This window comes from Nitrospinota bacterium, from assembly GCA_016208975.1.
Classification (GTDB): domain Bacteria; phylum Nitrospinota_A; class UBA7883; order UBA7883; family JACRLM01; genus JACQXA01.
This window is the reverse complement of record JACQXA010000004.1, coordinates 1401650-1422186: the sequence shown is the minus strand read 5'-3', so window position 1 is coordinate 1422186 and position 20537 is coordinate 1401650. Positions and strand designations below refer to the sequence as shown.

Annotated in this window: 20 protein-coding genes; 7 read left to right on the top strand and 13 right to left on the bottom strand. The window is 57.4% G+C overall.

The genetic code is table 11. The features are described from left to right. The 9 genes from HY751_10520 to HY751_10480 all read right to left on the bottom strand — a co-directional run bounded on the left by HY751_10520 (nucleotide 1) and on the right by HY751_10480 (nucleotide 11969). A complete protein-coding gene (locus HY751_10520; GenBank protein MBI4666829.1) occupies nucleotides 1-867 on the bottom strand; it encodes an MTAP family purine nucleoside phosphorylase in 867 nt (288 codons plus the stop codon). Between the two features lie 4 nt (nucleotides 868-871). Continuing rightward, nucleotides 872-1717, bottom strand: coding sequence for a tetratricopeptide repeat protein (locus tag HY751_10515; protein ID MBI4666828.1), 846 nt, complete (start codon nucleotides 1715-1717; stop codon nucleotides 872-874). Further along, nucleotides 1714-2649 carry a Ppx/GppA family phosphatase gene (locus HY751_10510; protein ID MBI4666827.1) on the bottom strand — a complete coding sequence of 312 codons (936 nt, stop codon included), beginning with the start codon at nucleotides 2647-2649 and terminating at the stop codon, nucleotides 1714-1716. Before HY751_10510 ends, HY751_10515 begins: the two co-directional genes overlap by 4 nt. Further along, nucleotides 2646-3695, bottom strand: coding sequence for a response regulator (locus HY751_10505; protein ID MBI4666826.1), 1050 nt, complete (start codon nucleotides 3693-3695; stop codon nucleotides 2646-2648). The genes HY751_10510 and HY751_10505 overlap by 4 nt, the downstream gene beginning before the upstream one ends. Before the next feature lie 132 nt (nucleotides 3696-3827). After that, nucleotides 3828-5543, bottom strand: coding sequence for a single-stranded-DNA-specific exonuclease RecJ (gene recJ / locus HY751_10500; GenBank protein ID MBI4666825.1), 1716 nt, complete (start codon nucleotides 5541-5543; stop codon nucleotides 3828-3830). Continuing rightward, nucleotides 5540-6994 carry a D-alanyl-D-alanine carboxypeptidase/D-alanyl-D-alanine-endopeptidase gene (gene dacB, locus HY751_10495; protein ID MBI4666824.1) on the bottom strand — a complete coding sequence of 485 codons (1455 nt, stop codon included), beginning with the start codon at nucleotides 6992-6994 and terminating at the stop codon, nucleotides 5540-5542. The genes recJ and dacB overlap by 4 nt, the downstream gene beginning before the upstream one ends. After that, nucleotides 6978-7520, bottom strand: coding sequence for a VanZ family protein (locus tag HY751_10490; GenBank protein ID MBI4666823.1), 543 nt, complete (start codon nucleotides 7518-7520; stop codon nucleotides 6978-6980). Before HY751_10490 ends, dacB begins: the two co-directional genes overlap by 17 nt. A 33-nt stretch (nucleotides 7521-7553) precedes the next feature. Beyond that, complete coding sequence (locus HY751_10485) at nucleotides 7554-8522, bottom strand: ATP-binding cassette domain-containing protein (protein ID MBI4666822.1); 969 nt, start codon at nucleotides 8520-8522, stop codon at nucleotides 7554-7556. A 45-nt stretch (nucleotides 8523-8567) separates the two neighbouring features. Next, on the bottom strand, nucleotides 8568-11969 hold the full coding sequence (locus HY751_10480; GenBank protein MBI4666821.1) for a S8 family serine peptidase: 3402 nt from the start codon (nucleotides 11967-11969) through the stop codon (nucleotides 8568-8570). Between the two features lie 410 nt (nucleotides 11970-12379). Between HY751_10480 and rpsF the strand changes: the two genes are divergently transcribed. The 7 genes from rpsF (at nucleotide 12380) to HY751_10445 (ending at nucleotide 16629) form a co-directional block, all read left to right on the top strand. Beyond that, nucleotides 12380-12760: a 30S ribosomal protein S6 gene (gene rpsF, locus HY751_10475; protein MBI4666820.1), complete on the top strand. Its 381-nt coding sequence runs from the start codon at nucleotides 12380-12382 to the stop codon at nucleotides 12758-12760. Then, complete coding sequence (locus HY751_10470) at nucleotides 12747-13172, top strand: single-stranded DNA-binding protein (GenBank protein MBI4666819.1); 426 nt, start codon at nucleotides 12747-12749, stop codon at nucleotides 13170-13172. The genes rpsF and HY751_10470 overlap by 14 nt, the downstream gene beginning before the upstream one ends. 41 nt (nucleotides 13173-13213) lie before the next feature. After that, nucleotides 13214-13471: a 30S ribosomal protein S18 gene (locus tag HY751_10465; GenBank protein MBI4666818.1), complete on the top strand. Its 258-nt coding sequence runs from the start codon at nucleotides 13214-13216 to the stop codon at nucleotides 13469-13471. A gap of 18 nt (nucleotides 13472-13489) precedes the next feature. Next, entirely contained in the window at nucleotides 13490-14449 is a 960-nt protein-coding gene (locus tag HY751_10460; protein MBI4666817.1) for a DUF2232 domain-containing protein, read from the top strand. Further along, nucleotides 14446-14958, top strand: coding sequence for a 50S ribosomal protein L9 (locus tag HY751_10455; protein MBI4666816.1), 513 nt, complete (start codon nucleotides 14446-14448; stop codon nucleotides 14956-14958). Before HY751_10460 ends, HY751_10455 begins: the two co-directional genes overlap by 4 nt. A gap of 96 nt (nucleotides 14959-15054) precedes the next feature. Continuing rightward, nucleotides 15055-15525 (top strand): Crp/Fnr family transcriptional regulator, encoded by a 471-nt coding sequence (locus HY751_10450; GenBank protein ID MBI4666815.1) that lies wholly within the window; start codon nucleotides 15055-15057, stop codon nucleotides 15523-15525. Nucleotides 15526-15546: 21 nt separating this feature from the next. Then, nucleotides 15547-16629, top strand: a complete 1083-nt coding sequence (locus HY751_10445; protein ID MBI4666814.1) for a tetratricopeptide repeat protein — start codon at nucleotides 15547-15549, stop codon at nucleotides 16627-16629. Nucleotides 16630-16635: 6 nt separating this feature from the next. On the opposite strand, the gene HY751_10440 is transcribed toward HY751_10445, so the two are convergent. From HY751_10440 to HY751_10425, 4 genes are all read right to left on the bottom strand, one after another. Further along, nucleotides 16636-17559, bottom strand: coding sequence for a zinc dependent phospholipase C family protein (locus HY751_10440; protein MBI4666813.1), 924 nt, complete (start codon nucleotides 17557-17559; stop codon nucleotides 16636-16638). After that, nucleotides 17541-18392 (bottom strand): hypothetical protein, encoded by an 852-nt coding sequence (locus tag HY751_10435; GenBank protein ID MBI4666812.1) that lies wholly within the window; start codon nucleotides 18390-18392, stop codon nucleotides 17541-17543. Before HY751_10435 ends, HY751_10440 begins: the two co-directional genes overlap by 19 nt. A 218-nt stretch (nucleotides 18393-18610) precedes the next feature. Then, nucleotides 18611-19168 (bottom strand): HEAT repeat domain-containing protein, encoded by a 558-nt coding sequence (locus HY751_10430; GenBank protein ID MBI4666811.1) that lies wholly within the window; start codon nucleotides 19166-19168, stop codon nucleotides 18611-18613. A 12-nt stretch (nucleotides 19169-19180) separates the two neighbouring features. Beyond that, a complete protein-coding gene (locus HY751_10425) occupies nucleotides 19181-20413 on the bottom strand; it encodes a hypothetical protein (GenBank protein MBI4666810.1) in 1233 nt (410 codons plus the stop codon). Between the last annotated feature and the right edge of the window lie 124 nt (nucleotides 20414-20537).

The following is a 20537-nucleotide window of genomic DNA, read 5'->3' as shown; positions in this document are numbered from 1 at the left end:
TTAAAGCTTTATCCAGTCGCGGAAGTCGGAGCCGATAACTCCCGACTTCCGGTATCGGAGCATGGCGTCTTTGCATTGGCACCCGCGAGGCGCCGGGGCCACCGTTTCCAGCGCTTTAATGGCTAACCGTGGCAGGTGGTCCATGGCCATCACCACGCTGGAACGCTCTTCTTCATTCTGCATTCCCTCGAAAAGCTCACCGCCCTTAAAATCCCGGTCGCAGATGCCCTCGGCGTAATTGGTGAGGTAACACAGGGCCGAGTAACACATCTCCAGCTCCCGCGCCAGAAACGCTTCCGGTAGAAGGGTCATACCCACAAGGTCTGCGCCGTAAGAGTGGAACAGCCGGATTTCCGCCGGGGTTTCCAGCCTTGGGCCTTCTGTACATACATACACGGCTTCCGGATAAAACTTCTTTCCCTCGCCGGAAAGGGCGTAGATAAGGGAATGGCGCAGGTCCGGGCAGAAGGGCGATTGCATCCTGATGAATCCCAAACCGCCTTTGGTGAAAAATGTGGACTGGCGGCTTTTGGTCTGGTCTATAACGTCATGGGGCACCGCGTAAGCGCCCACCTCGAACGAAGGGTTTATTATCCCCGGGCCGGACCATGCCACGATCCGCTCCACCCCCGTCTCTTTTAACGCCCATATGTTGGCCCGGTAATTCACGAAAGAGGCCGCTGTGGAATACCTCTCCTCGCCGTGGCGGGAAAGGAAATGGAACGGCACGGCGCCGCCGAACCGCCTGATGGGGGCCGATGGGCCGAAGGGGGTCTGGATTACCTGTTCCGTCTCCGGCTCGCCCAAAACGCTTCTTCGCAAAAGGTCATAAGCTCCGCTACCGCCGATAATGGCCAGCTTGCTCAAATTGTCACCAATCCTTCCCTGTCCTTTTCTGTTCTTTCACCTGGGCTTTTTTTCTTATGTTGTCCCGCAGGTTCTTTTCGTCCTGGGCTATGGCCGAAAAAACGCGCCCGGCCTGTTCGGAGCTGATGCCCCCTTCCCCCTGGCCGCCTTGTTGGGCGTTGTCCGCCTGTTCTCCATCCCCTTTTTCGGACTGCGACTGTTGGGGTTTGCCCTTGTCCTCATTCTGCCGTTTGTCTTCCGCCTGCGGGGCCGGGGTGGGCTTTCCCTGGGGCGCCCCGCCCTGATTGCCAGCCTGGGTCTTTTTTTCGTCCCCCTTTTCGTCCCGGTTTTTATCGCCAGACGAGCCGGACTTGTCTTCCATGTTCCCGGATTTGGGCTGTGATTCGGGAATTATTTTGCTTAAGGCAAGCGCCGTCTCATAATTGGTTCTGGCTCCATCGTCCGCCGGGTCTGTTTTTAACGATTCGCGGCACTGGCTTAAGGCGTAGTTTATGAATTTCCGGGCCTCGTCGTTTTTCCCCTGCTCGTGTGTCCGGGCGGCTTGGCTGTATAGGGCCACGCAACGGTTGAACTGGGCGTTTTTTCTCAACTGGGGGTCTTCGCTGTCCAACGCTTTTTCGTAGGACGCGGAGGCCTCGGCCAACTTGCCCAGCCTGAACAGGGCGTTCCCTATGTTGTAGTCGGCCTCTTTCATTTTCGGGTCGTCACCCTGGGCTTTTTGATACTCCTCCAGCGCCTCCCGGAATTTCCCCTCGGCATAAAGGCTGTTGCCCCGGCCCATGGCCAGATGCCCCATGTAACCGAAGCCCATACAAGCCGCCGCCAGCAGGCCCGCCACAAACCGCTTCATACCCATGCCCCCGGTGAATACAGAAGCTCCATCACAAACCCTTCGCGAAGCCCGTAATCCGACACCACAAGCTTGTCCGCCCCGAACCTGTTCATGGTGGCCTGCACTATGGCGAATCCGGGAACAATCAAATCTTCCCTTCCATCTTTAAGAAAGGCTAAATGCCCACGCTCCGCAATGGTCATGGCGAATATTTTTCTGCGCAACGCCTCCACATCCGCGGAAGTCACCACGCTGTTGTTTATGCGCCCCTGGTCGTACTCCGTCAATCCCAGCGCCATGGCCGCTATGGAAGTAACGGTTCCGGCGGTGCCCACCACCGTCTCGCCCCCACCGGCGCCCAGAGTATCGAAGGCTGTGTCCACCTTGGCCTCCACCTCCGCCAGCAGGCGCCCGTATTCATAATCCGCCACCGGGTGTTTTGTGATGTATTTTTCGGTCAGGCGCACCACCCCCAGGTCTGTGCCGCATTTCCCGGCAGGGGCGCCGCTGGCGGCCAATATGTATTCCGTACTGCCCCCGCCCACGTCGAACAGCACGAATTTGTCCAGCCTGCCGCCGGTGACAAGCGAGGCGCCCAATAGCGACAGCCGCGCCTCCTCCTCCCAGGGTATCACCATCAGGTCCGCCCCCACGGCTTCCTTGACCATCCGGGCGAAAACGGCCGTGTTGCCCGCGTCCCTGGCGGCTGAAGTGGCGGCTATATAAAGGTCGAACGGCCTGTGGCTTTGCGCCTGGGACACCAGGTGGGCGATGCCTTCCACGGTCCGTTTCATGGCTTTTTCGGAAAGCAGGCCCGTGGCGGTTAAACCCTCGCCCAGCCGGGTTATTATCTGGTTGGAATAGACGGTGGAGAACCCTTCGGGCGCTTGCTCGGCCACCAGCATCCGCACGGTGTTGGTGCCCAGGTCAATGGCCGCTACCCGCTTCATTTCTTTTCGACGGTCACCATGTCCTGGTCTATCAGCGAAAGAAACGTGCCAGTCACATCCGGATCCAGTTGGGTTCCGGCGGCCTGGTCCAGCTCCTCGATGGCCCGGGTAAGGGTTAACCTGGGGCGGTAAGGCCTGTCGGAAGTCATGGCGTCGAAAGCGTCCGCCACGGAGAGGATCCTGGCGCCCAAGGGTATCAGCTCCCCTGTCAGTCCGGCCGGATAACCTTTTCCATCGAACCGCTCATGATGATGTAGGGTCATTTTAATGATGTCGCTGAAATCCTCGACGTTGGCCAGGATGGCGGCGGTGAGCGTGGGGTGGTTTTTCATTATGGCCGTCTCCTCGGGGGTAAATACCCCGGGCTTGTGCAAAACCGCGTCGGGAACGCCTATTTTCCCCACGTCATGGAGAACGCCGGCGATATATATCCGTTCGATCTCGTCTTCGGGCATCCCAAGCCTGCGGGCCACAAGCCTGGCGTTATCCGCCACGCGGCGGGAATGGCCTTCGGTATATTTGTCTTTGGCTTCCACCGCCGACACCAGCGCCATGACGGTTTCGAAAAAGAACTTGCGGATGCTCCGGTTCTTTTCCGCCAGCTCCTCGGTGCGTTCCCGCACCTTGGCCTCCAGCATGATCATGTACTCCGCCCGGTCCCGCAACAGACGGGTGCGTTCGATGCCGTTTGTCACCGCCACCGTCAGCCGGTCAAAATCCAGGGGTTTCAGCTGGTAATCGAAAGCCCCGTGCCGCAGGGCTTCTATGGCGGTGTCCACGTCGGTGTAACCTGTCATCATGATCACCGACAGGGCGGAGTCCAGCCGCTTGATCTCTTCTATGAGGTTAATGCCATCTATCCGGGGCATCCTGATGTCGGTGACCACCAGGTCGAACTTGTCCTGCCGAACCTGATCCAGGGCGCTCATGCCGTCTTCGGCCTGGGCGCAAACATAGCCCGACATCGTGAACTTGCGGTCCAACAATTTTCTTATGCTGGCCTCGTCATCCACCACGAGAATCCTGGCAGGGTCGTTATGGTTCATCTAATGAATTATATCAAAGGATTCTCGCAAGTTTACACAGACTGCGGCCACGAATAAAGATTTCATTTTAAACCCCGTGGCGAACCTTCATTGGGGCTTCCGCTGGCACGCCATGGGAGGTGAATAAACAGGCTAGACCGAAATATCCATATCCAGTAACCGAAGCTGGATCCGCTCCATATCCCGCCAGGTGGAAACCTCGGCCACGTAAACAATGTCTAAGGGTGTTTTGGGCACATCCAGCCCCCGGAACTTTTCCGCCTTCGAAAACGCCAGCGCCTGCAAGCCCCCCGGCAGGGTCAGGCGAGCATGGCTTTCGTCCCGCCCCATGTAACAGACCTCCGTAAACCTCACGCCCCGGCTGATAAATACCGGCTGGGGATTCCCCTCACCGTAAGGCTCCAGCGTCTCCAGCTGACGCAAGAACTCCCTGTCTATGCCGCCGGGGTTTACCTCGCAATCAATCTTGATGGTGGGTTTTATCTGGCTGGGCTCAATTTCGTTCCTGGCAAGGCATAAAAACTCCCGGCGGAACACCTCAAACCCGTCCCGGTTCACGGTGAAACCCGCCGCCAGCTTGTGCCCGCCGAATTTTACAAGGCGCCCCGAAACTTTCGACAGAGCCGCCGTAACGTCGAACCCGGCCACGCTTCGGGCCGAGCCTACGCCCTGCTCGCCATTGAAACAAGCCACCAGCGTGGGCAAACCAAACGTTTCAGTGAGTTTGGAGGCCACCAGCCCAGCCACGCCCGGGTTCCACCCGTCGGCGCCTATGACTATCGCTTTTTCCTGTGTAAAATCTATCTCCTGCCCGGCTTTGCGGATGGCTTCGTCCAGCATTTTTTTCTGGATGTCCTGCCGTTTGCGGTTTTCCTCGTCCAGTTTATGGGCGATCCGCGCCCCCTCGCCGCTATTTCCGGTGATAAGCAGATCCACCCCCATGTCGGCCTTTCCAAGCCTGCCTGCGGCGTTTAACCTGGGCGCCAGGGCGAAAGCTATGTCGCGGGAGGTAAGTCCGCCGTTCACTCCGGCCACCTGCTTTAACGCCGTAAGCCCTGGCCGCGTTGCGGCGCGAAGCTCGGATATGCCATGCCGCGTCAACAAACGGTTCTCCCCCACCAAAGGGGAGCAATCGGCCACGGAGCCTATGGCCACCAGGTCCAGATAACGTTTCAGGTTGGGAAGCGTGTCCACCTCAACTCCGCGCTGGCGCAGTTGACTGCGAACGGCCATGCAAAGCTTGAACGCCACCCCTACGCCCGACAGGCCCTTGCAGGGGTATGGGCAATCCTCCCGGTTGGGGTTTAAGGCCGCCACCGCGCCGGGCAGGATGGGGCCGGGCAAATGATGGTCGGTAATGATGACATCCACCCCCAGCCCGTTGGCGTGATCCACCGCTTCCACGGCGTTTATGCCGTTATCCACGGTGATGATGAGCTTGGCTCCCGCCTCCGCCAGGCTGGTTATGGCGGCGGAGTTGAGCCCGTACCCCTCTTTGCCCCGTTCGGGTATGTAATACCCCGCATGGGCGCCGATTTCGTTGAGGAAGAGGTATAGAAGCGCCGTGGCGGTAACCCCGTCCACATCGTAATCGCCATACACCATTATCTTTTCGCCCCGGTCCAGCGATTCAATGACGCGGGAAACAGCCTTGTCCATACCCGCCATTTTCATGGGGTCTTCCAAGGCGGCGAGCGGTGTATCAAGGAACAGCCTGGCCTTTTGAAGGTCGTCAACACCCCGGTTGGCAAGAAGCCTGGCTATGATGGGGCTTAGCCCCAGGGTGTCTGAAAGATTCTTTTCAACTTCCGTGTCGCCGGGGGCAATAGCCCACAGTTTTTCCCTCACCTTTTCTTCTCGGCCAGCAGATGGATGGCTGTAACTATTTTGTCCTGGATGTTATGGGCGCCTTTGTAATAGCAGGCGTTGTTGTTCTGCAAGATGGCGAAGGCGAAAAGTTTCCCATCCCTGCCGGATACATATCCGGACAACGAACTGACACCGTTGAGGGTGCCGGTTTTCGCCCGGGCCTGGCTTTTGGCCGGGGAGGTTTTAAGCCGTTTTCTCACAGAACCGTCCACCCCCATTATTCCGGGAGAGGCCACGAAATCCGGCCCGATGTCGAACCTTTTGCTCATCAACAGCAACAGGTCCGTAAGCATTTTCGCCGAAACCCGGTTCTCTTTGGAAAGGCCCGAGCCATCGGCGAAAACGGCGCCGGTGGTGTCTATCCCCGACTCGTTCAGGAACTTCTCCACCATGCTCAAACCCTTCTCATGGGTACCCGGCGCGCCCATGGTTTCGGCGCCCACGGTTTTAATTACCTGTTCGGCGATGAAGTTATTGGAGAACCGGTTGAGCTCCCGCAGGATGACGGATATAGGCTCGGACTGGTGCGCATGGATAAGCCGGGCCGTTGTGGGCGTCACCCCCTTCACAATGCCACCGGCCACGTTCACTCCCGCGTTTTTCAGGAACGCCCGGAACGTCTCCCCGGCGAACATGGTGGGGTCGTCTATATTTATATATATGATTCCCGGAGCGTCGTCGGGCCGCATGGCTCCGGTTATCTTGATATTCACTTTTCCGTCGCCATTAACGCGCAGGGCGGACACCGGCCGTTTTACCCTGCTCCGGGTCACCGCATCGTTTATCACCCTGAAATAGTCGGAGCGAGGCTCCACCTCGGCAATAACCGGAGCTCCAACCGCCTCTCCCGGATACACATGCACGGCGATAGTGTTGAAGTTCACCGATAACGCCCCGATGGGCGCGTCGTAAGGCCGCTGGGTACGGCGCCCATGGCGGGCCGGGGGAATAGTGTGATCGTCGAAGAACGAGGTGTCCAGCACGAGATTACCCGTAACCTCCCGGATGCCTTGCCTTCTTACCTCGTCGGCGATAAGCCACACCACCTCAGGGGTCAGTTTCGGGTCTCCCCCGCCGCGAATAATGAGATCGCCTTTAATAACGCCCCTTTCCCGTTTGCCGGAATAGAGGACGTCGGTCTTGAATTTATAGTTGACCCCCAGGTAGTTGAGGGCCGTTGCGGTGGTGACAAGCTTCATCACCGACGCGGGAAGCAATGGGCTGGAGCCGTTCAAATCGTAAAGGGTCTCGCCGGTGGCCACGTCTGTGATGCGCACGGCGGTCTTGTCATGGCTGACGCACCGTTCACGCAACGAAAAATCTATGGCGGCCTTGAAATCTTCTTTCTGTTCGGCGAATGCCCTGTCCGCCACCGGAGCGGTGGCCAGCAGACAAAGAATTAAAGCGGCAAGCTTATGTTTCAACTTCATCGTTCTCCTCTATCACAAGCCGGACCACCAGCAGGGCCACGGCCGCGGAAATGGCGTTCACCAGAAAATCCCTCATATCCGCCGCGCGGTTGGGAAGGAACCGCTGGATAGCCTCGTCCATCAGGCCGGCCATGGTGGCCAACAGCCACGCCCCGGGGTAGGCCGGCCAGCCTTTAACGTTGAATTTTACCGTGTAATAGGCCAAGGCCGCCAGTAAAGAATACTCTAAAAGATGGATCCGGTCCGATGGGGTTTTGGCGAATTTGACCGAAAGAACAAAATACGCCGCCGCCGAAGCGGCCAGAATAACCAGATGTTTTGGCTTCCGGCGGCCAAGCCGGGCCACAATAAAATACACCGCCACCCCGGCTCCGGCCACCAGCAGGAGTCCGGAGGCCACGGTTAAAAAACCGCGCTGTCTCAGCCAAACCTGCACGGAGCCCATAAGGCCGGTGGTGAGATAGATTATGAACACGTACCCGGCTGTTACCGCCCTGGCCGTAAACTTATTGTTGAAAAGGTTCATATTCCAGTCACGATGGCGGGCAGGGGTTTAGGACTATCGAACGATGCAGGCGGCCCAATGGCCCGGCGCCCGTTCCGTAAGGGGTGGAACCACTGATTCGCACTCCTTTTTCTTCAGCGGGCATCGGGTGTGGAAAACGCACCCTGCCGGGGGATTGATGGCGCTGGGGGGCTCGCCGGAAAGGCGGATGCGGGCCATTTTCTTCTCCGGATCCGGCGTGGGCAAGGCCGAAAGCAGGGCCTCGGTGTAAGGATGCGTGTGCTTGGAATAAACCGCCGACACAGGCCCCATCTCCATTATCTTCCCCAGGTACATCACCGCCACCCGGTCGCACACCCGCTCCACCACCGACAGGTCGTGCGACACGAAAAGGTAGGCCATGTCCAGCCGCGCCTTTAAATCCATCAAAAGGTTCAACACCTGCGCCTGCACCGAAACGTCCAGCGCCGACACAGGCTCGTCGCACATGATGAACCTGGGATTCAAGGCGATGGCCCGGGCTATGCCTATGCGTTGCCGCTGTCCGCCGGAAAATTCGTGGGGGTATTTCCGCAGGGCGTCTTTTGACAGGCCCACCTTCTCCAGAAGCCCCGCGGCCAAATCCTTGCGTTCCGCTTTTGCCCCCACGTCATGCACACGGAACGGCTCCATGAGCGTGGCGCCCACGGTCATGCGTGGATTAAGGGACGCGTACGGATCCTGGAAAATTATCTGCATCTTGCGGCGCATGGCGCGAAGTTTTTCTTTGGGTAGGGCGTATAAATCCTCCCCCTCGAATTTAACCGACCCGCCCGTGGGCTCTATAAGCCTCAATACCAGCCGGCCTGTGGTGGATTTGCCGCAACCGGACTCCCCCACCAGCCCGAAAGTCTCGCCGGGCATGATGGAGAAACTCACCCCTTCCACAGCCCGCACGTAACCTGTGGTTTTGGAAAACACACCGGATCGCATCGGGAAACTTTTCCGCAGGTTGGCCGCTTCCAGCAGTGGATTGGAAATCATGGGGCCTATTGTGGTTTTTACTCCGTCAAAAGTCAACCGGCGCCGTCATGGCCCCGACACATAGGTGTAATCGTTATACTGCCATGCGCCGCTAATCTTGGAGTAGAGCCGCACGTACAGCGTCCGCCCGTTAGTGGGCAAGCCCGTGGCTTGTACGGATGTGGCCGTGGTCTGCCCCGCGGCGGGGAAATAGCCTATGTCATAGGCGCCCCGGACTGTGCCAACCCATAACGCATAGGCCGTGGCGTTGGACGACTGGGTCCAGGTGAACGTTATGGAACTTCCCGCCAGCGTGGAGCCGGGGGCCGGACTGGTCATCACCGCAGGGCCGGGTTGCGGGGCGTTAGGGTTGAACGCGGTGTAGGTGTAATCATTGCTGTACCACTGGCCGCCGATCTTCGTTAGCAGGCGAACATATAATGTGCTTCCATCCACCGGCAAGCCCGTGGCCTGAACGGATGTCTGCGCCGTCTCACCCGCTGGCGGGAACGTGCCTATCTCCGCCCCGCCCACGGTGGTTCCCACATCCACCCGGTATCCAGTGGCTCCGCTGGCCGCGTTCCAGCTGAACGTCACATCCGCCCCGGTGAGGGTGGAGCCTGGAGCAGGTGAACTCATAACAGCCGCCACAGGGCCGGGAGAACCCGCCGTGTAGGTGTAATCGTAATACTGCCACGCGCCGCTTATCTTGGAGTAGAGCCGCACGTACAGCGTCCGCCCGTCGGTGGGCAGGCCGCTGGCCACTGTGGAGGTTCCCGTAGTCTGGCCGGAGGCCGGGTAATAACCGATGTTATACGCTCCGGGGACAGTTCCAATCCACACCACATAAGCCGTGGCTGTGGATGATTGCGTCCACTGGAACGTTATGGAACTTCCCGCAAGCGTGGAGCCGGGGGCCGGACTGGTCATCACCGCAGGGCCGGGTTGCGGCGCGTTGGGGTTGAACGCGGTATAAGTGTAATCGTTGCTGTACCACTGACCGCCGATTTTCGTGAGCAGGCGGACGTTTAACGCGCTACCGTCCACAGGAAGCCCTGTGGCCTGAACGGAAGTCTGCGCCGTCTCGCCCGCTGGCGGGAACGTGCCTATCTCCGCCCCGCCCACGGTGGTTCCCACATCCACCCGGTACCCGGTGGCTCCAACAGCCGCGTTCCAGCTAAAGGTCAGATCCGCCCCGGTGAGGGTGGAGCCTGGAGCCGGCGAACTTATTACCGCCGCCACAGGGCCGGGAGAACCCGCCGTGTAGGTGTAATCGTAATACTGCCACGCGCCGCTTATCTTGGAGTAGAGCCGCACATACAGCGTCCGTCCGTCGGTGGGCAGGCCGTTGGCCACTACTGATGTGCCGGAGGTCTGGCCGGAGGCCGGGTAATACCCGATGTTATACGCTCCGGGGACAGTTCCAATCCACACCACATAAGCCGTGGCTGTGGATGATTGCGTCCACTGGAACGTCACGGAGCTTCCCGCCAGCGTGGAACCGGGGGCCGGGCTGGTCATCACCGCAGGGCCGGGTTGCGGGGCGTTAGGGTTGAACGCGGTGTAGGTGTAATCGTTGCTGTACCACTGACCGCCGATCTTCGTTAGCAGGCGAACATATAATGTGCTTCCATCCACCGGCAACCCCGTAACCTGAACAGACGTTTGCGCCGTCTCGCCCGCTGGCGGGAACGTGCCTATCTCGGCCCCGCCCACGGTGGTTCCAACGTCCACCCGGTATCCCGTTGCGTCCACAGCGGCGTTCCAGCTGAACGTTATGTCCGCCCCGGTGAGGGTGGAATTGGGGGTTGGTGAACTCATAACAGCCGCCACAGGCCCAGGCGACCCGGCTGTATAAGTGTAATCGTTGTACTGCCACGCCCCGCTTATCTTGGAATAAAGCCGCACATATAGCGTCCGTCCGTCGGTGGGCAGGCCGGTAGCGTCCGCAGACAACGCCGTGGTCTGGCCCGCCGATGGGAAATATCCTATGTCATAGGCGCCCCGGACGGTGCCCACCCACACCACGTATGCCGTGGCGGTGGTGGATTGCGTCCACGTGAACGTAACGGAGCTTCCGGCCAGCGTGGAGCCCGGAGCCGGGGTGGACATGGTGGCGGGAGCCGGTGATGGGCCTCCCACCACAAGGCTTATCCGTTTTTTAGCCAACCCGTTGGTGTCCGTTATGGATGCGCCGTTAGCCTGCAAAGTGGCCAATATGGCGCTTACGGAGGTTCCAGCGCCGTACTGGCTTTTCATCACCGCCCAGGCGCCAGCCACATGGGGGGTCGCCATGGAGGTGCCGCTCTTATATTGATATCCACTCGGGATGGAAGAATAAATGCTTGAACCTGGCGCCAGAACCGAGAGGATGCTGGCGCTTTGGGAGTATGACGCCACCGAGTCCGTCTTTGTGGTGGCGCCCACGCTTACAGCCGTGGAAACACACGCCGGGCTGGATATGCCGCTTTTCGACCCGCTGTTCCCGGACGCCACCACCGTGGCGATGTTCACGCTGGAAAGGTTGTCCATGGCGGCTTTATAGGCGGCGTGGTTGGAGTCGCAGTATGACGAATAGGCGCTACCGTCGCCCAGGCTCATGTTAACGGCGGCTATGCTGTAGTTGTTGCGTTGCGAGAACACCCAGTCCAGCCCCAGCAGGATGTCCGAATCCCAGCCGCTACCGGTATCGTCAAGGATTTTCACCCCGATTATGGAGGCGTCCTTGGCCACGCCGTTCATGGTTGCCGAAGCCCCGGCGGCTATGCCGGACACATGGGTGCCATGGCCATGGACATCCGCCGCCGCGCCCGCGCCCGTCATGGATGACTGACCATTGGGGCATTTATTACCGGTAAGATAACAAGCCTCCGCCACCACCTTGCCGGAAAGGAATGCGTGGCCGCTAGTGACGCCCGTATCCAGCACAGCCACGGCATAACCGGCCCCGGTATATCCCGCGTTCCAGGCGATATCCCCGCCGATGAGGGGGACGCTTTGGGCCAACGTTGTGGAAACGGGGTTGTCCGAATCCACATATTCAACTTTTGGATGGTTGATTATGGCGTTCAGGGCCGGGGAATCCGCCTCCATGGCGATAAAGGGTATATGTTTGTATTTTTTGATGTTTTTTACGTTACGGCCAGCCACATGGGCCTCTACTTCATCCTGGGCGGTGGCAATGCCCGCCTGTTGCGCGGCGGATGTGGCCGCGTCCTCCACCCCTTCGGCCACAAAGGGGGTTTTGAGTTTTATTATTACCTGGGCGGAACCTGTACTGCCAGCCTTGGCAAGTATGGCCCGATGGGTAAGCTCCCGGGCGGAGGGGTCTTTTTCCGGCAATCCTTCCGTGGATGAAATGTCCGCGCCCCCGCACGCCGTGACGAATACCGCCACAGCCAACAACAATACGGCCAACGCACGGCTGGAGCGCGCCCCTCTCAGGAAGTCTCCAGAGCTAATATCCATGGCCAGGCCTCCAGCGTGGGGTGAATCCTAGGCGCGAAAATCCTTCACCGAGCGAATCGTAACATTGACGGCGGCAGGATTTCGCACACGAACTCCCCTTTTATTATTATACTCTTACCTACTTTCAAACCCGCGTTATTACTGGTAGGGTCTCAGTTTGAAAGTACAGGGGAGATTCTTCACTTACGCTCAGAACGGCAATATAAAAGCCGTTGATAACATCGTCATCCTGAGCGAAGCGCATGCGAAGTGAAGGATCTGTCTATTATTTGGGATTCAAACTGGGACACCACCTTATTACTGTTTTCCTTGCAAAAACCGGCCTGTTTCATTAAACTTAAATGTTTTTAACTCCTTGCTCCGCGTTGTGGTCACGCGGGGCTAAGTAACACTAACCCGAAAGGAGCGTTATGCAAAGAGACTACGAGACCGTATTTATCGTAAAGCCCGACCTTGCCGACGAGCAGATCGACAAGGAAATCAACACGGTGAAAGACCTTATCACCGCCGAAGGGGGCTCCATTATGGAAGAAGACCGGTGGGGCAAAAAGCGCCTTGGGTATGCCATCAGGAAGAACCGGTACGGGTTTTACACCCTGCTCCGCTATTCCCTGGAAACCGGGAAAATGCCCGTTATCGACCGGCACTTCCGGCTGAACGAGAACATCTTAAAATCGCTGACCGTCTATTTTGACGGCGCGGCCGGCCGTATGGCTCCCGGCGCGGCGCCTGCCAGGGCCGAATCCGATGCGGGCGATGAAAGCGAGGCTGGCGGAAATGGCGAGTCTTAATAAGGTAATACTCATCGGTAACCTTACGAGGGATCCGGAACTCCGGTACACCCCCTCTGGAATGGCCGTGGCCAAGTTCGGCCTGGCGGTGAACGACAGGTTCAAACAGGGGGAAGAGTGGAAAGAGCGGGTCAACTTCATTGACATCGTGGTTTGGGGCAAACAGGGCGAGAACTGCTCGGAATACCTGAGCAAGGGCAGGCCCGTATGCGTTGAAGGACGGCTTTCCTACTCCACCTGGGAGACGGAAGACGGCCAGAAACGGAGCAAGCTGGAAGTGGTGGCCGAACGGGTGGTGTTCCTTGGTGGAAGGGGCGACGACAGCTCCGGAGCCAAAGAAGGCAAGGGCCCTTCCACCGGCTATTCCAATGCTGAAGCTCCGGCCAGCCTCGATGACGATGTCCCATTTTAACGGCTTAACTACAACGGTTCTTTGGAGACTGTAAGAAAGATATGAAGAAAGGCACAAGATCTTCCTCCCGGGAGGGCGGGAAACGCACTTTTTACCAGAAAAAGATATGCAGGTTCTGCGCGGACAAGATCGAGAACATCGATTATAAAGATGTCAAAACGCTGAAGAACCTGCTGACCGACAGGGGCAAGATAATCCCCAGCAGGATTTCCGGCAACTGCTCGAGCCATCAGCGCAAGGTTACCACCGCCATAAAACGCGCCCGGTACATAGCGCTGTTCCCCTATACGTTTGCTTGATAGGTAATGGCCGGGTCCATGTCCGTTAACGGAAAGGTTGTGAGCGTCCGGTCGCCTTTGGCGGCGATTGCGCCCGGGATTTTTTCCCTGGGGTTCTTTTTCGCCTCCATGGTGGCGCCTCCATTGGGGCTTTTCGCCCCCGCTCCGCTCTATTTCGCCCTGGTGACCAACGGTTACCTTATCGGCGCCCTGGTGGCTCTGGCCGCGGCGGCGGTGATATTGGCTACCGGTGGCCTGGCCCAGGCTGGGTTATACCTTTCCACCTGCGGGCTCATGGCCATGGCCATGGCTTTTTCCTACAACCGGGGCCATTCGCTGGAACGCACCCTGGCTTACGCCACGATTCCCGTGTATCTGGCGGGCGCGCTGGCTTTTTTCGCGGCCGCTTCTTTAGACGGGCGCAGTGTTATGGACACCATGCAACGGATGGGGTTGGGTCTGGTGGACTCTCTGGCGGACTCTTACGCCGGCGTCAACGCCGACCAGGCTTTGCTGGACTGGTTGAAGGAGAACCGGGAGGGGCTTGCCGGCCTTTTCGCCCGGCTTTTCCCCGGCATGGCCTTTATCACCCTCCTGCTCATGGCTTCGCTGAACATCGCCGCCGTGCGGATTTATTCCTTGCGGCGCGGCCTGACGGCCCATTTCGCCAACCACGATTTCGCGGGCTTTGCGGCCGCCGATTGGGTGGTGTGGGCCTTGATAGCCGGAGGGGCGGGCACTCTTATGGCCACGGGGCCGCTGAACACCGCGTCCATGAACATTCTGCTCATCACACTGTCCATCTACCTGATCCAGGGGATGGCCATTCTCCATAGCTGGTTCCTAAGATTCAACATCCCCCTCATCGCCAGGGGCATCGGGTATTTCCTGGTGTTCTCCCATCCGCTCATGATGTTGCTCATCAGCGGCTTGGGGCTTACCGATGTATGGGTTGAGTTCAGAAAGAAAAATAACGCCAAACCGGAGGTAAATCCATGAAAGTCATACTTTCCGACTATGTACAAAGCCTGGGGTCGGCGGGCGAAGAGGTGAACGTGGCGCCTGGTTACGCCCGTAACTTCCTCATCCCCAGGGGCCTGGCCTTTGAAGCCACTGAGGCTAGCCGCAAAACGTTTAACAATAACCTCAAACAGCGCGCCCGCAAGCTGGCCCGCGCCATAAGCGACGCGGAGTCGCTCAAAGGCGTCCTGGAAGGTATGGAGCCGCTGGTTTTCACCCGCGCTTCGGGCGAAGACGGCAAACTGTTCGGCTCCGTCACCAGCGCCGATATAGTGGAAGCCCTGAAAGGGCGCGGCCATGAGTTCGACAAGCGCAAGGTGGAACTGGACAGGCCCATAAAGACCCTTGGGGACCACGAGGTAACCCTTCACATCCATGGCAAGGTGAACGCCAGACTGGAAATAAGCGTCCACGCCGAGGCCGCCCCGGAACAGGCCGGAGCCCAGGAGACAGCCGGGCAGGATGAAGCCCCGGAGGAAAACGGCTAGGCCTTTTTATTCCTATTAATATGGCCCCGGCCCCGGGAGAATTGTAGAATATAAAAATTCTTCCGGAACCGGGGCTTGATTTTTTATGGGGGGCCTATGGATAAATCCGAAATTCTTGTGGAAACCGGGCTGGCCAAAGGTATGCCTCCCGATGCTCTTAAGAAGTTTGGCGGGATAGCCATCCCGATGGAATTCTCCGAAGGCGCCGTCATCATAGATGAATCGGACAACAGCCGGGATATTTTCGTTATCTACGAAGGGCTTGTATCTTTCAAGCTCAAGGCGACACCCTCTTTCAACGAAACGGCGCAACCGCCGCAGGCCCTGGAAATCATGTTTTATCGGGGAGTGGTGGGGGAACTGTCTTTCATGGATGGCCAGGGCAGAGCCGCCACGGTAGTGGCCATGGATAAGGTGAAGGCTCTCCATCTGCCTTTTGCGGAGTTGAGGAACTTGATGGATACTGATATTAACTTCGGTTTCAACTTTTTACAAAACTTGAGCAGGATACTTTGCTCCAAGGTGCGCCACGCCAGTGACGCCTTGAAGAACCACATGTTTCTCTAGTTTGCGCCACCCTGTAAATCCATGCCGTTAAAATCCAGCCTGGCGCTTTTAAAAGCGCTCCGCCCGGCGGAAAAAATGGACGTCAGCTCCACAGCCTCGTTCCTTGACGCTGGATATATAGCCAGCGGAGACCCAAGACTTAAATTGCGCTCGCTGATCATCCGGCCAGAGCCTGGCGGATTTAATAAACTCGCCGAAAACCATCCCGGCTACCGCCCGGCGGTTTATTTTACGGCGCTCGACTTTTTCAAGGGCGAGGAACCGGCTAAAGCCGTAAAGTTTATAAACAGCAATTATTCGCAGGGCACGCCGTCACGGGCAAATCCAGCAATGGATGCGTTGCTTGCGCTTTCCGGTTTTGTCGCTGAAAATGGCGCTTTAAACAAACTTTCCGATCTCAAGCGGTCTATTGACATGGGGCCCATAGAGCTTCAATACATGGCCCTTTCATATCTTGAACAGCGCATTTATGAATTGGACAAGAACGACAGGGGGGCCGAGGAAAAAGAGGAGCCGTTGCGTGGCCCGGCTGGATGGATGTTGAACAGGCTGGACGACGCGGCAATAATAATCCGCTGGCTGGTGTTCCGCATCCTAAACGTCATCCTCAACCTCACCCGCCCTCAACGGCGAAAGACTTACTGCGGCCTTATTGATGGCGACTTGTGGCATGGCCTGTACAACTACGCCAAAGCCCGTGAAGCGTATGAAAAAGCCCACGCCGCCGACCCGGCAAACCCGGAGCCGCTGGAGTCTTTAACCCGGTTATCGCTGATTGCCGGGGACTTGGAAAGCGCTTCGGCTTACTTTGCCAAACTCGAAAACACACTGGATAATGAGGACGACCCTTTCCTTGCCAAACTAAAGGCTGACATCCGGCTGGCCCAGGGCAATTACGCAGAAGCCTTTAAACTATATAACGGCGTGATGGAATCTTTCCCCCACGACATCATGGCCCATTACAGGCTGGGCCTTTGCTATTTGCGTTTGGAGAAAGCGGACAAAGCCAGCGAGTGGTTTATCAAAAGCCTTTCCCAGCCTAACGCCGGGCTTTTGCGCAGAAGGATCGAGACGTTCGAAAGGCTTGTAACAATCGCGCGTTAACGAGATCTACAGCCTCTCGGTTTCGTGATCCACGTAATCAAGCGATTGAATTTCTTGCGGCACCGGGAACAGGTCGGTGGCGTCGTCAATCCGCCACGCCAGTTGGTCCGCCCGGCGGATAAGTTTGGCATGGATGGTGTTATCCGTCCCCACGGGGTCGTATTTCATGCAAACCGCTTCGCGGCCCCGGATAAAAAGATCCAGGATCAAATTGATGGAGTGGTTGTTCAGGGTGTTCACCCTTTTCCGGGTCAGCACCCGAAAACCTTCGAATATTGTCTCCTGCACCTGTTCGCGCCAAGTGATTATGTCGGTCAGTCTCACGGCCCGTTTGAATACCAGCTTCTTGGCGCCGAACCGCAGATGGCTCCGGTTCATCACGTTTTTTATCAGCGTGTCGTTGCCATGATTGTGCATGGACACCACTTTGGAGGCCATCATCCAGTGCCTCTTGCTGATGAACCTGTCCGCCCTGAATTCCCAGAACACGTGGCCGATGGTCCGCGAGGTGGGGGTTGAATAAAGCAGGTTTGGTATCAGGTGGTTGTGGGCTATGACATCGGCGGCAAGATGGGTAAGATACCCGTAGGCATACGCCCTGGTGGAGTCGTTACCGGCGTCCGCCAGAACCCGCTCCCCCACGCTCCAGTTGTGGCAATGGTCGTCCCGCCTTTTATAACCTTTGCCTATGAAGATGTCGGCGCTGATGCAACCGTATATGTAATCGTGAGGATAAGTGGACAGAATGGCCGCTATCTCCGGCCTTATCATGGCGAGGTTTTCGAGTATAAAACTTCCCTGGGCCACGTGCATCCCGGCGCCCCAGGCCAATGCCTGCTCGGGCGTGAGCGTCACTCCCAGCGCCGCCATGCAAACCGTGGCAAGAAGCCAGACCATGTAGCCGGTCTTGCCTATTTTAACTTGCGCCATCTTTCAAACATTTCCAGAATAGCGTCATAATCCCGGTCATTGTCTATATCCAGCGCCGCGCCCCCATGGGTGGTGACCACATGGCCGGCCCGCACACCCAATATCTGCCCCACTCCGTCCAGTATCATCTCCGTGGACACCAGGCGCCGCACCCTGTCGCTCAACCCCTTAAAGCCCCACAGGGATAAAGCCATCGCCGCCTCCATCGCCAGATACATCCATATTTTCGAGCGGACGGGTTTTACTGCCCATAGCTCCCGTAAAAGGCGGATGATGTTGCGGAGCTTTTTCTGATACCGTACGTTGTATATTTTCAGTATAGCCCCGCGGTTGACGAAAGCGAAAGGCCGCGCCGCGTGCATGTTGCTTATCCTGAACAGCCCGTCCCGCACATGGAAACAGGTCATGGTTATCCCCGGCGTGTTTTCAGTGGGCAGATATTTGGCCAACGACTCTTTGGGCGTAAGCCCTGCCACATAGTCGTATCTTTCCATGTCGGCCTTTTGGAAAAACTCGTCTATCTCGCCTGTGGTTATCAAAGGAGAGTCGCCGGGAAGGATAAAAATGGCGCGGTTGAAAAATTCCGGCCTGGTTTTCTCCAACCCTTCAACGTATCCATCCAGCGTTGAGATGAACCCGTTCCAGATATTGGCGGCCAGGTTTTCCCACTGGTTCAGGCAGATCACCGGCTTTTTAGCGGCCAGGGACGGATGTTTTTCCAGCGCTTTTTCCAGCCGCGTTTTGTCACCCACTATGAACACCCTGCGGATGTGCCTGGAATCCGCCACGGCCTCCAGCACATGGATGAAAAGGGGGTACCCAGTGACGTCCAGAAACGCTTTGCTTTCATTCCGGACGGCGGTGGTGTCTCAGTTTGAATCTCAAATAATAGACAGATCCTTCACTTCGCTTGCGCTTCGCTCAGGATGACAATGTTATCAACGGCTTTTATATTGTCATTCTGAGCGTAAGTGAAGAATCTCCCCTGTACTTTCAAACTGGGACACTACCGGCAGATGCCCCCCCCTTTTAAGATAACCGGTCCGCAGGTTCAGCGAATATCGCCCAAAGATTTTTGAAGGATAGAGCGGGCCGTGGGGTTTTTCTCCGTAGCCATAGCGCCTTCCAGCGTCTTTTTGGCTTCCGGCGTACCTATTTTCTTCAAGGCGCGGATTGCGGAAATGCGAACCATCACGTCCACATCTTCAAGCCCCGGCCCTACAGAGGTAACCGCCTTCTCACCTTCAAGAGCCGCCAATGCCTCTATGGCCGTGGCGCGGATATACGGGTTAAGGTCCCCTTTTGATTTTTTCACCACAAGGCTAACCGCCTCGTCATTTTTAAAATAAGCCAGCGCAAGCATGGCCCGCGCCCGAACCGCCGGGAACAGCTTTTCGTCGTTGGATATGCCGATAAGCGTAGCGCGGGTGGCTTCCGGGTTCAGCTTCGCCCAGTAATCTTTCCCGGGCATGCCGTGATAAGCGGACAGCACAGAAACCATGTTCTCATAAGGCACCACAACCGTTCCCGCCTGCGCCCGGCCCACAGACGGGGCGAAAACCAGCGTTAAAACCGCAAGAGCCGCTATGGCCATATTTCTCACAAGCATTCAAACCTCCTGTTATAGCGCTGAAGGGTGCGTATTTATAACCTGCCCCTGCTGGGGCGATATTAGCGTTTGGAACGTACCTGCGGAGATGTACTCGTTGTCGTCGGTCCAGAACATAAGATACTCTGTGCCTTTACCACGGCATTCGGGGCCGGACACTATCCCGTCACCATCGGTGTCGTTATCGCTACCGCATTCGGGGGTATCTTCCAACGGGTCATGCTCCTGCCCGCTACTCTCGGACGGATGGTACAGCCCCAGATAATGGCCCATCTCATGGGCCAGGGTAAGGGCCAGATAAATCTGGTCGGTCTCATGCGACGTGTATCCCGCGGCCGTAAATCCATACGAAGCGGCCAGCGTCACAAGCCCCGAAGCGCCGGTGCCGTGAAGAAAACCCGGCCCCGGTATGGCGCCATCCATCCCCACCAGCCCTTCCGGCAGTGTGGGCATAAGAAAACAGTTTATTCCGGTGTCGGTTCGTCCTTCTGTGCCCCTGGAAGCGGCTATGAGAAACTGGCTGAGCCCGTCCATTGAACTCATCTGCGAGATGGCGCCGGGGTCGTCCCGGAACTCCAGGTTCACGGCCCCCACACTGATCCCCGCCTGGGCGAATATGTTGTTCAGGTATCCACGGATTATTTCCGCGTCGTCCTGGCTGGATACCACCGGGTTGGTCTCCCCGCTGACGGTGTAAACGAACAAGTTTACGGTTATGGAGCCGGTGGTAAAATCCGGGTCATTCTTTTTCACCAGCCAGATGTTTACATTGGCCGCGGCCCGGTCGGCGTTGGTCAAGTTCATAAGGTAATCACCGCCCGGGAAATCCCCTTCTGAGGTGTACCGGACGGGCGCTAACATGCCCAAAGTCGCCCCGCCGGAGTATATCTGAAAAGAGTAAAATCCAGCGTAACCCCCGGTTGTGGACTGGGTGGTGTAATCGTAATCGTAATAAATCCCCGCGGCGGAGCTGAACGTGTCCACATAAATCAGCCCATCGCTGTCGGCGACGATTTCCGTTACCATGCCGCCACCGGAATCCACCCCGGTCACAGTTTCCAGCTGTTTCACCACGGCTCCGGGCAGGACCGTGCTTTTTAATAGCACACTGCTGTATTGGATGCCGCTGGCTGAGGTGCCGGACTGCTCTTTAGGCGCCTCGCAAGCAGAAACCGCCAAAGCGAATATCGCTGTTATAGCGACGGACCAGTAACGCGCTATCACGCCAAATCCATTCTTCGACATTCAAGATACCCCGCAAAAAAAGATTGCACGATGATAGCACAAAGGCGAATCGCGTAATCACAATGAAAATTGGGTTTTAGGACGGTAATGCTACCCGGCGGATTTACCCGCCAGGCTTAAATCC